Source organism: Oceanidesulfovibrio marinus, from assembly GCF_013085545.1.
Taxonomy (GTDB): Bacteria; Desulfobacterota; Desulfovibrionia; order Desulfovibrionales; family Desulfovibrionaceae; genus Oceanidesulfovibrio; species Oceanidesulfovibrio marinus.
This window is the reverse complement of record NZ_CP039543.1, coordinates 2,596,150-2,608,710: the sequence shown is the minus strand read 5'-3', so window position 1 is coordinate 2,608,710 and position 12,561 is coordinate 2,596,150. Positions and strand designations below refer to the sequence as shown.

The window sequence follows — 12,561 nt, the reverse complement described above, 5'->3', positions numbered from 1 at the left end:
GGCGGTTATTATTCCAGCGTCAGGCTCTCGCCAGAACGATCCGTCGCGCCGGGCTCCGGAGCCGAAGAGTCGGACCGGCGGAACTGCTTGTAGCTCAGGTCGTACTTGCGCATGCGCAGCCCCATGGTCCGCCGGGTCAGGCCCAGAGCGCGTGCCGCTTCCGTGGTGTTGCCCTGATGCAGGCGCAGGGCCTCCACCAGCATCTCATACTCGACCGCCGCGAGACGCGTCTCCAGTATCCCGCATTTGCTCCCGGCCTCGGGAAACGCCGGCGACTGCAATGAAAGCGGCAGGTTGTATCCATGGATGGCGTCGTCCTCGGTCAGAATCACGGCGCGTTGGATCACGTTTTCAAGCTCCCGTACGTTGCCGGGCCAGTGGTAGCTCATGAGCATGTTCAGGGCCGGTGTGGCGATGCGGTTGATGGTCTTGCCGTTCTCCTCGGCAAACCCGGCGGCAAAATGCTCGGCAATGGTGATGATGTCGCTGCCCCGTTCGCGGAGCGGCGGCACCAGCACCGGAAATACGTTGAGCCGGTAATAGAGATCCTCGCGGAACGTGCCGGCCGCAACCATGGCGGCAAGGTCCTTGTTCGTGGCGGCCACGATGCGGATGTCGACCGCGATGGACTCGTTGCCGCCCACGCGCTCGAAGGTGCGTTCCTGCAGTACGCGCAGCAGCTTTGCCTGCACGCCCAGAGGCAGCTCCCCCACCTCGTCCAGGAAGATGGTGCCCCCGTCCGCCTCTTCGAACCGGCCCTTGCGCAGCTGCGTGGCTCCGGTGAAGGAGCCTTTCTCGTGGCCGAACAGCTCGCTCTCCAGAATGCTCTCCGGCAGGGCGGCGCAGTTGAACTTTACCACGGGCCCGTCCGGCCTGGCTCCATAATAATGGATGGCGTTGGCCAGCAGCTCCTTGCCCACGCCGCTCTCGCCGAGCAGAAGAACCGTGGTCCTGGTGCCGGCCACCTTACGCAACAACGCGTAGACTTCCATCATGGCCTTGGAGGTGCCGATCATGTTCGAGGGCCTGAAGCGCGTCTTCAGCTCGTCCATCAGTTCCAGCGCCTGGCGCTTCCAGAGCACCTTGTCCACCTTCTCCACCAGGTAGAGCTCCACGGCCTGGGCCAGCATGTACGAGATGACCATGAGTGCGTCGCGATGCTTGTCCAGCATCAGCTCGTTGTCGTAGCCCCGCTCGGCGCTGATGGTGCCCATCACCTTCTTCCCGCGAAGAATGGGCACGCACAGAAAGGACATGTCGTCGGCTGAGTCCTTGACCAGGCTGCCGGTCCTGTTGAGGAAGTCCGGCTCGTCCCTGATGCTCGGCACCACGATGGGCGCGGCCGTGGCCACGACCCGTCCTGTAATTCCCTCGCCCGGGAAGTATATCCCCAGGGCCTGCTCCTGCTTGGTCAGTCCGTCGCTCTTGTGGATAAAGATACGCCCGGTCTCGCGATGGTACAGGTTGATCATGATGCGCTGCATGCCCATCTGCTCTTTGAGATAGCGCAGCAAATGCTCCAGGGCCATGTCCAGGTCCTCTTCTTCAGAGAGGGCCCGGCCCATGTCATGCAACAACGGAACGATCTTGCCCCGGCATACGCCGGTCGAGCATTCCTTGAGTTTTTCTTCTTCCGAGCACCTGTCAGGCATCACGTCATGCTCCGCCAATCCTTCCCGCTTTATTTTGGACCGCAGTCACCCCGATCTGAGGTCAGGCTCAACTCATCGTCAGCATTCAGCAACCCGTATGCCAGAAGAGCTGTTCTGTTGTTGTCTGCAAAAGTTTATGTATGTAAAATCAGCGCGCTATACGCCATTCGTGCATCCTGCCGGGGGTTGTGGACGAGCTTTGAAAACGTCCAATGTGCACAGCTATGTACATACTCTGGGAACGCTGTACAGTTTTGGCGGCGCATGCTCCTTTCTGTTCGTAATCAGGACTTGTGTTGCTGAATGGGAGCCTGTGACCTGAAAAAAAGACCGGCAGCGGACCAGACATCTGGCGCGCGCTGCCGGTGCAGAATCCAAGCCTTTCGACGTGCCGGGCTTCAAGCCGAATCGGCCGGAACTCTTTCGAAGCGTTACTGCTCCTTCTTGAAGATGATCAGCGGACAGTTCTTGCAGACATCCGCGCCCGGGAAGCCGTCGCCGGGCCGGGTGATGGAGCTGCTGCCTGCATTGATGCGTTCCTGAAGTCTGTCGAACACCGCCTTGAACTGCTTGCCGGGGATGATCACGTTAATCTCGCCACGCTCGGTCTTGCCGGCGTTGTAGCTGCCGGAGCAGGCCGGGAGCATGTTGAACTCCTGCTCCAGATACGTGTAGACGTTGCCGCCGCAGGCCGAGGAGTTCATGGTGATGCTGGGGCGCAGCGGGTGCGTATCCGTAGCCGCCATGTAGTCCACGGCGAGGTGGTAGGCCTGCATGTTGTCGCAGTAGAAGTGCACGGTGTCCGGCTCGTACAGGCCGTCTATAGCGCCGAGCGGCGCCACGGCAATGCCCAGCAGGCCCTCGGGCAGCCGGGACTTGGAGCGCACGAACCGCTCGGCCTGCTCCAGGTCGCGGGTGTACTTGGCGTGTCCCTTGATCTCGCCGTCGTCGATATCCTTCCAACCAAAACTGTACTTGGCGTTGTTGCAACCCAGGCCCCCCAGGTCCGAGTAGACGATCTGGCCTTTCATGCGCGCCCCGATCTCCCACTGGCAGAACGTCATGGCCTTGAGTGGGGTGTGGATCTCCGGCGCCTTTTCCTGAAAATGATCCAGCTCGGCCCGGTCATAGAAGAACTTGACCGCAATGGGGTAATGGTAAAGCCGAAGCTCCTTCATCAGCACGTCCTGCATTTCCTTGTACGTCATGGGGTCTCTTCCTTTTTTTCAGGTTGCACGGGAACCACGCGTACGGTGGCTGGCGCGCCGTCCACGTGGAAAGAAGCCTTGGAACCAAATGCGACACACAGCCATTTCTTTAAAAACAAAGGGAGATTGGTCGTGCGCCAAAAACATTCAATGATCGTAGACGTTAGGTATGGCGCTCGGATTTATTATGCTAGATTAGGCATAATAACGAGGAGAAAAGTATATTGTGAAGAAAATAACGATTCGTGAAAATAAATTCACAAAAAGGGTCTGAGATTGGTTGCGCCCGACTGGCCAGTAGCCCCGTCTTTCTTTCCCGCTGGCATCGTCCAGGCTGGAGGCAGCTGGCATCGGGCTGAGGTCGTGGGAAGGGCGTGCGTATTTGGCCCCAATATTATTATGCCGAACAGCAAAAATCCCCTGACGATCGAAAGCCGCCAGGGGATTCTCTTTGCTCGCACTCGGGCCTGGGGGCTATGCGTCGATGGCCTCGGCGAGGAGCTGGATAATGTGCTCCACCGGCATGTCGGCGCCCTCGCGTCTGCGCATGCCGTCCCTCAGCTGGAGGATGCAGCCGGGACAGGCGGTGGCGACGACGTCGGCGCTCGTCGAGACAGCGTCCTCGATCTTCTTGGCCTGGATTTGCTTGGAGCGCTCCATGTTGGCAAGGCAGTAGGTCCCGCCCAGGCCGCAGCAGGCCTCCGGGTGGCTCATCTCGTTGATTTCGTCCCCGGTCGCCATTTTCAGTATGCGCCGGGGTTCCTCGATCAACTTCTGCGCTTTCCGCAGGTGGCAGGGGTCGTGATAGGTGGCGCTACGCCGCGTGGCCTGGGCGGTCAGGGCGGCCACCCGGTCCTGGTTGGCGTCGGAGGCCAGGAACTCGGTGATGTCCATAGTGCGCTCCGCGATGTTGGCCAGGCCCGGCGCGAGTTCGGGGTCGTCGCCAAACCGGTCCAGATAGCCGTGCTTGAGCATGTGACCGCAGGAGGCGCAGGCTGTGACGATGGGCACGTCCGAGCCGCCGTGGGTCAGGGCCCCGATATTCCGCTTCGCCTGCTTGCGTACGATCTCGTGCTCGCCCGAGGCAAGCATGGGCATGCCGCAGCAGGCCTGCTCCGACGGCACCTCCACGGCGACATTGAGGGCATTGAGGACCTTGACCAGACTATGGCCGATTTCGGTCATGAAGTAGTTGGTCATACAGCCGGTGAAGAAGACCACTTTCGGTTGGTCCTGCTTCCCCCAGAACCGGGCCTCGCTTCTGAAGGGTGTGGCGGCCAGCTGCGGCACATACTGGTCCTTGTCGACCAGGGGCATGGCGAAGCGCCGGTAGAGGCCGCTGGTTTCCGGCACGTGCTTGAAGGCGAGCTTTTGCGCCATGGAGCCGATCCTGGCACCCGCTCCGAGCGCGCCTCCGGGCAGGGAAAGGGCCTGGGCCACGGCCTTCTTGACGAAAGGGATGCCCTGCTTGTCGGCAAAGGCCTCGCGTACGGCGATAACCACTTTGTCCGCGCGGGCGCCGCTGGAGCACTGGTTCACGCAGCCGGTGCACAGCAGGCAGTTGTCAAAGAGCTCCCGGGTGTGCGCGGTGAACTCCAGCTCGCCGCGCGCCAGGCTCTCGGCAATGGCGATCTTGCCCCTGGCCGTGTAGCGTTCCGAGGGGGTTACGGCGAACACCGGACAGACAGTCCGGCATTCGCCGCAGCGGATGCACTTGTCGACTTCGGTTTTGACCAGCGTCTGGAGCGCGGCCATTTTTTCAGCGTGTTTTTGTTTCGCCATGGCTTATCCCTTGGGCATGACTTTGCCCGGATTGAGCAACCCCTTGGGGTCGAGCAGCGTCTTGAAGCGGCGCATCAGGTTCATGGTCGGTTCATCTATGTTCCAGTGCAGGTTCTCCACCTTGACGCAGCCGATGCCGTGCTCCGCGGCGATGCGGCCTTCGAGCTCCACCACCGCCGCGACCACTTCCTGTTTGGCCTTCATGGGGAAGGGACCGCCGTTTTTCCCGGTGGTCATGCCGATGTGTATGTTGCCGTCGCCATAATGGCCGAAGTTGGCGATGATGATGTGGTGCCGTTCGGCGATCTGGTCGAGCTTGCGGATCATTGCCGGAATGCGGGCGATGGGGACCGAGATATCGTCATCCTCCCATTCCGTGGCTATCTCGCACAGGGCGAAGGAGAGGGCCCGCCTCGCCTTCCAGAGGTCTTCGCGGTCCTCGTCCGATTGCGCTTTCCTGAAGGTGATGACGCCGCACTGCTCGCAGGCGGTCTGGATTTTCTCCACCTCGGCGTCGAGAGCGTGGTCCGAGCCGTCGACCTCGATGAGCAGCAGCGCGCCTTCCTCGGGCTTTGCGCCGAAGGCGATGGCCTTTTCCACGGCTTCCAGCGAGATGCGGTCCAGGAACTCGAGGGTGGCGGGGCGGACGCCGGTGGCATAGATGGCGCTGACGGCCTCGGCGGCCTTTTCCAGAGTGGAGAATGTGGCGGTCATGGTCCGGCGGGCTTCCGGCTTGGGCACGACCTTGAGCACGGCTTTGGTGATAATGCCGAGGGTGCCTTCGGAGCCGACGAAGAGTTCGGTCAGGTTGTAGCCAGCCACGTCCTTGACGCATTTGGAGCCCGTCCTGACGATCTCGCCCGTGGGCAGGACCACTTCCAGCCCCATGACGTAGTGTTTGGTCACGCCGTACTTGGCGGCGCGGATGCCGCCCGCGTTTTCCGCGATGTTGCCGCCGATGGTGGCGAAGGCGACGGAGGCGGGGTCCGGCGGGTACATCTGGCCGATGCGGTCCACCTCTGCCTGGAGATCCTGGACGACCACGCCGGGCTCTACAATGACGATGAAGTTGTCCCGGTCGATTTCAAGAATCCTGTTGAAGCGGTCCATGGCCATGACGATGCCGCCCTGGACCGGGACGCAGCCGCCGGTGTAGCCGCTGCCGCCGCCGCGGGGCGTGACAGGGACGTCGTACGCATACGCGAGCTTCATGATTTCAGCCACTTCTTCCTTGTTTTTGGGCGAAACCATGCCTTCGGGCTGGGCGCGTTTTTCCGGGTTGGCGTCATAGGAGTAGGCGACCATGTCCTCCGGGGAGAAGGTGCAGCGGTCCTTGCCAAGGAGGTCTTCGAGTTTATGGATGAATTCTTGGTGCAGCATACATGCTCCAACATGAAGTTGTGGGTTGATAGACGTTGCTACTCCGTTGTCGCCAGGTTGAGCGAGACGACGCCGATCAGGATGACTGCGATGCTGATGAATTTTCTGAGAGTGATGCTTTCGTGGAACAGGAGTACGCCGAGCACGGAGGTCGCGACGATGCCGACGCCAGACCAGACGGCATAGGCGACGCCGAGTTCGATTTTTTTTACGGCCTGGCTCATGAAGTAGAACGAGGCGGAATAGAGCCCGATCACGCAGATTGAGGGGATGAGCCTGGAGAACCCCTGGGAATACTTGATGGCCATGGTTCCGCCGAGCTCCAGCATGATGGCGGAGTAGAGCTGCACCCAGCAGTTCTTCAACAGTGCGACGCCGAGCATTTATTCCGCCTCCTGCAGCCGGGAGGCCGCGAGGCTGGGAGTGAAGAAAAACAGGGCGGAAGCCAGCAGGCCGGGCCAGACTGGGTCGATGGAAAAGAGCGGAGACTCGGGAAACGCTCCCCTGGCCAGATACCAGCCGATGACCGTCACGAGGGAAACGCTGATGCTCCAGAAGGCGGCTTTTGAGGTGGCTCGTTTCCAGAACAGGACGCCGATGGTCGGGAGGAACAGGCCGGCCGAATTGATGGTGAAGGCCATGATCAACAAGTCTATGATGCTCTTGGAATACCAGCCCACCAGTGCGCCGACCACGCCCACCAGGATGGAGCTGGCGATGCTCAGCCGCATGACCTTTGCCTGCTGCGCCTTGGGGTTGATGAATCGCTGGTAGACGTCGCGGGTCAGGTTGGCGGAGGCGGACAGGATGCAGGTGTCCGCCGTGGACATGATCGCCGAGAGGATGGCCACCAGCATCACCCCTTTCACGCCGGCGGGGAAGACGTGAATGATGAGCCGGATCAACGTGGACGTGCCGTCCTCTCCGGTTGGGATGATGAGCTTGGCGCTTATGCCGAGAAAGCTGATGGAGACGGATATGCACAGGACGATGAGGGCGGCGAGCAGCGTGCCGTTACGTGCGGCTCGCTCCGTCTTGGCGGCATAGCAGCGCGTGTAGCTGTCCATGGACGTGAAGAACGTGAGCACCATGCTGATGAACATGGCGAGAATGCTTCCCCAGCCCCAGGCGCCGAATTGGAAGAAGTCGGCAGGCAGCTCGGTGGAGAGGCGGGAGACGCCTCCGAGCGAATGCCACGTCAGGGGAACCGCCACGCCCGAGACGCCTATGATGACGAGCAGCGTCTGGAAGCGGTCGGTTTTTTCTATGGCGAAGAAACCACCTATGGAGGTGTAGGAGATGGTGACGGTCGTGGCGACAAGGAAAGAGTAGGTGAGGCTGATTCCGGTGATGGAGGTTATGATCTGGGCTGCGCTCAGGAGCTGGCTGGCGGTATAGCCTATGTAGGCCAGGATTGTGGTGACTGTGCTGACGAGGCGGACCTTGGTGTCGTACCGTTGCTCGATGAGGTCCGGATAGGTGATGTGGCGATGCGTGTCGCCCAGCTCCTTGATCCGGCCGGCAAAGATGAGCGCGAAAAAGATGAAACCGCTGAACATGCTGAACGGGTACCAGAGAGAGGAGATGCCGATCTGGTAGGACTTCTCCGCCGTTCCCATGATGGCGGCGCCGCCCACCCACGACGACATCCAGAGGGCCGCCAGCGACAGGGTGCCCACGCCGCGCCCGCCGACGTAGTAGTCTTCCGTGGTCTTCTGCTTTCTGTTCGCGTGGACGGCTATGGCGAGCAACGTGCAGAAGTAGAGCACAAGCACTGTGTAGTCGATCGCTTCCATGCCACCTTCTCTTGTTGCATAAGGCCGGACAGGGCGGGCCTGCCCGGCCGATGCTTGTTACGCGGTTACGCTGCCTGGGCAGCCGCCCGTACGGCGGAGACGCTGTGGCGCCGGATGAGCAGGGCCGAAACGAGGCCGATGACGCCGGACGCGGCAAGGAAGCTGAAGATGTACAGGTAGCCGGTGTTGCCGAACTTATCGAGCCAGATGCCGAAGAGCGGGTTGTAAATCATGTCAGGCAGATAGCCGATCATGGAAGCCACCGCCACGGTCGTGCCTGTGAACCGTCGGGGAATGCCGACCTCCTCGATGCAGGAGTAGAGGATCGAGTAGCAGGTGAAGGTCACGGCGGCGAGCAGGAGCTGGAGGCCGATGACCACGGTGGCGCTGGTGCCGACGGGCAGCAGCATGAAGATCACCAGGATGGAGGTCATCAGCGCGAAACAGCTGATGATGACCAGTGCCGGAGACTTCAGCTTGTCCGCAAAGATGCCCCCGAGCGGGCCGCAGGTCAGGCGGAGCACATGGGTGCGCACGATGGCGAGCATGCCCGAAAAAGTCATGGTCACGCCGATGACCTGGGTCATGTATGGGTTGAAGTAGGAGGTGCTGGTGTAGATGCCGTGACCGCAGAAGATCAGGATGGAGATGGCCCAGGTCATGGGGTTCTTCAGCACGATGAGGATGTCGCTGGTCTTGAACTTGTCGTCATTCGATTCCGTGGCGGCATCTTTGGCTTCCTGGAAGAAGAAAAACACGATGATCGAGGAGAGAATACAGGTCGCCCCCTGCACGTAGATGACGCCCTTGAGGCCGGCCACGGCGTTGGCGGCAAAAAGGCCGTAGACATAAAGGGCGACGGAGGAGGTGATAGCCGAAAACGCCCCTACGCCGGAGCTGAAGAATCCGTAAAGCTTGCCCTGCTCAGTCGCGTTGCCAAGCAGGCGGATGGCCTTGATGATGCCCGACCAGAACGCGAAGGCGGTGCTGAATGCCAGAAGGACCCAGACGATCAGGGCGAACGAGTAGTTCATGTTGAGGGCAAAGGCAAAGTTGAGAATACCCGTGGCGAACAGGGAGATCACGAGAACGTATTTGGCCTTGAACTTGTCGGCGACCCAGCCGCCGGGAATGTACAAGATCAGCGCGGTGATGGTGTACACGGTAAGCAGGAAGCCCGCCTGCTCGTTGTTGCAGCCGACCCCTTCCAGCAGCTGGTCGTAGAAGACGTATTTGATGTACGGCAACATGTAACTGGCGGCATACCCGAGCGAAAGCGCGAACAACACGAAGTATTTCCTGAACAGATTCATGCCAACCTCCTGAAAACCTATGTTTGGCGGCGCACCAGGGGCGCCGGGGTTTTAATCCTTCACCACGACAAGAGCGTCCGCAGCGCAGATTCCTTTGCCTTTGCCGTAGACAAACACGGGGTTGATATCGAGCTCGACGATTTCGTTGCGCCGTTCGGCGGCGAGTCGGGCCACGCCCGCGATCGTTTCTGCCAGCGCCTCAACGTCCAGTGCCTCCTGGCCCCGGTATCCGTTGAAGAGCGGGAAGGCCTTCAGCCGCTTGAGCATGCGCCTGGCCTCGTCCTTTCCGAAGGGGGCGGGGCGCAGCGACGTATCGCGGAAGATCTCCACGAAGATGCCGCCGAGGCCCACCAGCACGGCCGGGCCGAACTGGGGGTCGCTGTTCACGCCGATGATGACCTCCACGCCTGGGGGGAGCATCTTCTGGATGTAGACGCCATCCACCCGGGCGTCCGGCGCATACGTGCGGGCGTTGCCCATGATGCGCTCGAAGGCTTCGCGTGCTTCGTCTGCGCTTTTGATGTTCAGGGCCACGCCACCCATGTCCGACTTGTGCGCGATGTCGGCGGAGGCGATCTTCATGACCACGGGGTAGCCGAGGGAATCCGCCGTCTTGGCCGCGGCCTCCGGGGTGTCGACAACGCTGCCCTCCGGGGTGCGCACGCCGTACTCGCGCAGGATGGACGCGCTCTCGAATTCGGAAAGCGTCCGGCGGCCCGTGGCCTCCGTCTTCTCGGGAATGGCCAGCTCCAGGGTGTTTTCATCAGGGTCGTAGCCGATGAAGTCGACGAGGTGGCGCAGGGCGGCGAACCCGTAGGTGGGCGGCGGCAGAACCGGGACGCCCAGGCCGTTCAATTTGTCGAGGTACTCCGGGTTCCGGGAGTTCTCGAAGAACGGAAGCATGACCATGGGCTTGGCCCGGCCGTTTTTGACGACGCTCTCGATGCCCTTGGCCATGTGATGGATGCACGGGTCCGCGATCTCGTGGAGCAGGGTGTAGCCGATCACCACAAGGCCTACGTTGGGATCGTCCATGACGGTCTGCAGAACCGATGCGTACACTTCGGCGTCATAGGAGATCGTCGCCGTGGTATCCAACGGGTTGGCCGGGCTCGCATAGGAGGGCAGCAAAGCGCGCAACTTTTCGAGCGTCTCTTCCTCGAAATCGGGGTATTCGATTCCCGCCATCTCTCCCATGTCGGCGCAGATGCCGGTTTCGCCTCCCGAAAGGTTGATGGAGGCGAGGCCGGCCTGCCGGGGCAGGGTTGGCAAGGTTGCAAACAATTGGGTGGTGGCCAGCAGTTCTTCCGCGTCGTTGACGCGGATTACGCCGAACTTTTGGAAAAGGGCGTCATAGATGACGTCGGCGCCGGAGAGGGAGCCGGTGTGGGACGCCGCGACCTTGCTGCCCTTTTCGCTCCGCCCGGCCTTGAGGACCACGACGGGTTTGCGCATTTGGGCCGCCTTGCGCAACGCCTTCTCAAACTTTTCGGGCTGGGTGACGCCTTCCAGGTAGAGGCCCACGACCTTGGTGTGCGCATCGTCGATCAGGTAGTCCAGATAGTCCTCCATGGTTACCACCGAGCTGTTGCCCGAGGATATGGAGTAGGAGAACCGCATGGACTTGTTGTCCATGAACGAGAGGCAGAGCTGGCCGCTTTGGGAAACGAACCCCACGGAGCCGGTGCGGTCGCGCTCGTCCGAGATGAAGGCGAAGCCGACGACCCGATCTATGTAGTTGATGAATCCTGCGCAGTTGGGTCCCATAAGGGAGATGTCGAGCTCAGCGCAGAGGGCTTTCAGACTTTCTTCGGCCGCGACGCCCTCCGGGGTGCCGACCTCGGAGTAGCCGCTGGCGTAAACCACGGCGCCGCCCGCTCCCTTGGCTGCCGCTTCCCGCAGCAGCGGCTCGATGGTCTTCTGCGGGGTGCAGAGCACCACGAGGTCGATGTCGACCGGAATGTCCGCTATGCTGTGGCAGCACGGCCTACCAAACACCTCGTCCCGTTTGGGGTTGACGAAGTACACGTTGTCGGGGTTCGCGTAGGAAAGGACGTTGCGGCAAGTGTCGCCGCCAAAACCTTCCTTTTCACTCGCGCCGACAATGGCGACGGTTTTCGGGGACAGGAGTTTTTCCATGCTCATGGCGTGATCTCCTAGGCGCTGGCGGCGGCCAGCACGCCGCGCATGAAGCATTCCCGGTTGAGTGGGTTGTTGCGCCCCTTCTTGTAGAAGTAGGCGTCGATGCCGTCCGCAAATTCGTTGGAATCAACCATGCCGGTGGCTCCAATGACAGCGCCGAGCATGACGAGGTTGGCCCCGCGCGGGTTCTTCAGCTCGCCGGCGATCTCGGTGGCCGGGAGCTCGATGACGCGGATGTCGTCGCGGAACGCCCCGCCCTGGACCATGCTGGAGTTGGCGATGAGAAGCCCGCCAGGCGCGATGGCGTCCTGAAAGGTGTCCACGGAGTCCTGGTTCATGCCGATGAGGGCGTCGATGGTGCTGAAGTAGGGGTTCAGGATGGGCTCGTCGCCGATCCGCAGCCGGCAGCTGGCCGTGCCACCGCGCATCTCGGAGCCGTAGGACGGAACCCAGGTGATCTCCTTGCCGGACTCCATGGAGACATGGGCCAGCAACAAACCAGCGGTGAGCACGCCCTGTCCGCCAAAGCCTGCGCAAGTGATACTAAGCATCAGTTCTTTCTCCGTTTTTAACGAATTCACCCACGGGGAAGATGTTTTTGACCGTGTTCTGAACGTGGGCAACGCTCTTTTCCATGCTCATCTTCCAGTTGGTGGGGCAGAAGGAGAGCACTTCCACCATGGAGTATCCGCCGCCGTTCATCTGGGTCTCGATGGCGGCCTTGATGTATTTCTTCAGTTTGTTGATGTCCTTGGCGGAGGCAACGGAACCGCGCGCCAGATAGCCGATGGGCAGGTGCTTCATCTGGTCGACCATGTTCAGCGGCTGCCCGGTGGTGCCGGCGTCTCGGCCCTTGGGCGAGGTGGTGGTGCGCTGGCCGGGCAGGGAGGTCGGGGCCATCTGGCCGCCGGTCATGCCGAAGATGCCGTTGTTCACGAGGATGGCCGTGATGTTTTCGTTGCGGATGGCGGCATAGAGGGTTTCGGAGAAGCCGATGGCCATGGAGTCGCCGTCGCCCTGGTAGGTGAAGATGCAGCAGTCGGGCCGCATCCGCTTGAGGCCGACGGCCACGGCCGCGGCCCGGCCATGGGGGGCCTGCACCCAGTCCGTGCCAAAGGTGTCCATCATCAGGCAGGAGCAACCGACGGCGAGGGAGCCGACGGCGTAATCCGCGAGGCCGGATTCTTCCAGCACTTCGGCCAGGACACGGTTGATGATGCCGTGGCCGCAACCGGGACAGAACTTGTTCGGCTCGACGAGGAGGTTGGGGGTACGTTTTTCCGTCATT

10 protein-coding genes are annotated in these 12,561 nt (G+C 61.3%); all 10 read right to left on the bottom strand.

What is annotated here, in order from left to right:
• Window positions 1–8: 8 nt before the first annotated feature.
• The 10 genes from E8L03_RS11560 to E8L03_RS11515 all read right to left on the bottom strand — a co-directional run bounded on the left by E8L03_RS11560 (window position 9) and on the right by E8L03_RS11515 (window position 12,560).
• Window positions 9–1,652 (bottom strand): sigma-54-dependent Fis family transcriptional regulator, encoded by a 1,644-nt coding sequence (locus E8L03_RS11560; RefSeq protein WP_144305402.1) that lies wholly within the window; start codon window positions 1,650–1,652, stop codon window positions 9–11.
• Between the two features lie 431 nt (window positions 1,653–2,083).
• A complete protein-coding gene (locus E8L03_RS11555) occupies window positions 2,084–2,860 on the bottom strand; it encodes a DUF169 domain-containing protein (RefSeq protein ID WP_144305401.1) in 777 nt (258 codons plus the stop codon).
• A 474-nt stretch (window positions 2,861–3,334) separates the two neighbouring features.
• Window positions 3,335–4,642: a (Fe-S)-binding protein gene (locus E8L03_RS11550; protein WP_171267436.1), complete on the bottom strand. Its 1,308-nt coding sequence runs from the start codon at window positions 4,640–4,642 to the stop codon at window positions 3,335–3,337.
• Window positions 4,643–4,645: 3 nt separating this feature from the next.
• Complete coding sequence (locus E8L03_RS11545) at window positions 4,646–6,022, bottom strand: FAD-binding oxidoreductase (protein ID WP_171267435.1); 1,377 nt, start codon at window positions 6,020–6,022, stop codon at window positions 4,646–4,648.
• Window positions 6,023–6,060: 38 nt separating this feature from the next.
• Window positions 6,061–6,405, bottom strand: a complete 345-nt coding sequence (locus tag E8L03_RS11540) for a DMT family transporter (RefSeq protein WP_144305398.1) — start codon at window positions 6,403–6,405, stop codon at window positions 6,061–6,063.
• On the bottom strand, window positions 6,406–7,818 hold the full coding sequence (locus tag E8L03_RS11535; RefSeq protein WP_171267434.1) for a sodium:solute symporter family protein: 1,413 nt from the start codon (window positions 7,816–7,818) through the stop codon (window positions 6,406–6,408). It abuts the gene before it with no gap.
• A gap of 65 nt (window positions 7,819–7,883) precedes the next feature.
• Window positions 7,884–9,131 (bottom strand): MFS transporter, encoded by a 1,248-nt coding sequence (locus E8L03_RS11530; RefSeq protein ID WP_144305396.1) that lies wholly within the window; start codon window positions 9,129–9,131, stop codon window positions 7,884–7,886.
• 51 nt (window positions 9,132–9,182) lie between these two features.
• A complete protein-coding gene (locus tag E8L03_RS11525; RefSeq protein WP_171267433.1) occupies window positions 9,183–11,276 on the bottom strand; it encodes an acetate--CoA ligase family protein in 2,094 nt (697 codons plus the stop codon).
• A gap of 11 nt (window positions 11,277–11,287) precedes the next feature.
• A complete protein-coding gene (locus E8L03_RS11520; RefSeq protein WP_144305394.1) occupies window positions 11,288–11,824 on the bottom strand; it encodes a 2-oxoacid:ferredoxin oxidoreductase subunit gamma family protein in 537 nt (178 codons plus the stop codon).
• A complete protein-coding gene (locus tag E8L03_RS11515) occupies window positions 11,817–12,560 on the bottom strand; it encodes a thiamine pyrophosphate-dependent enzyme (protein ID WP_171267432.1) in 744 nt (247 codons plus the stop codon). Before E8L03_RS11515 ends, E8L03_RS11520 begins: the two co-directional genes overlap by 8 nt.
• Window position 12,561: the final 1 nt, after the last annotated feature.

Excerpts from the sequence above, each read along its gene's own strand:
- E8L03_RS11560 (WP_144305402.1), bottom strand. The coding sequence starts at position 1,652 with ATGCCTGACAGGTGCTCGGAAGAAGAAAAACTCAAGGAATGCTCGACC.
- E8L03_RS11555 (WP_144305401.1), bottom strand. The coding sequence starts at position 2,860 with ATGACGTACAAGGAAATGCAGGACGTGCTGATGAAGGAGCTTCGGCTT.
- E8L03_RS11550 (WP_171267436.1), bottom strand. The coding sequence starts at position 4,642 with ATGGCGAAACAAAAACACGCTGAAAAAATGGCCGCGCTCCAGACGCTG.
- E8L03_RS11545 (WP_171267435.1), bottom strand. The coding sequence starts at position 6,022 with ATGCTGCACCAAGAATTCATCCATAAACTCGAAGACCTCCTTGGCAAG.
- E8L03_RS11540 (WP_144305398.1), bottom strand. The coding sequence starts at position 6,405 with ATGCTCGGCGTCGCACTGTTGAAGAACTGCTGGGTGCAGCTCTACTCC.
- E8L03_RS11535 (WP_171267434.1), bottom strand. The coding sequence starts at position 7,818 with ATGGAAGCGATCGACTACACAGTGCTTGTGCTCTACTTCTGCACGTTG.
- E8L03_RS11530 (WP_144305396.1), bottom strand. The coding sequence starts at position 9,131 with ATGAATCTGTTCAGGAAATACTTCGTGTTGTTCGCGCTTTCGCTCGGG.
- E8L03_RS11525 (WP_171267433.1), bottom strand. The coding sequence starts at position 11,276 with ATGAGCATGGAAAAACTCCTGTCCCCGAAAACCGTCGCCATTGTCGGC.
- E8L03_RS11520 (WP_144305394.1), bottom strand. The coding sequence starts at position 11,824 with ATGCTTAGTATCACTTGCGCAGGCTTTGGCGGACAGGGCGTGCTCACC.
- E8L03_RS11515 (WP_171267432.1), bottom strand. The coding sequence starts at position 12,560 with ATGACGGAAAAACGTACCCCCAACCTCCTCGTCGAGCCGAACAAGTTC.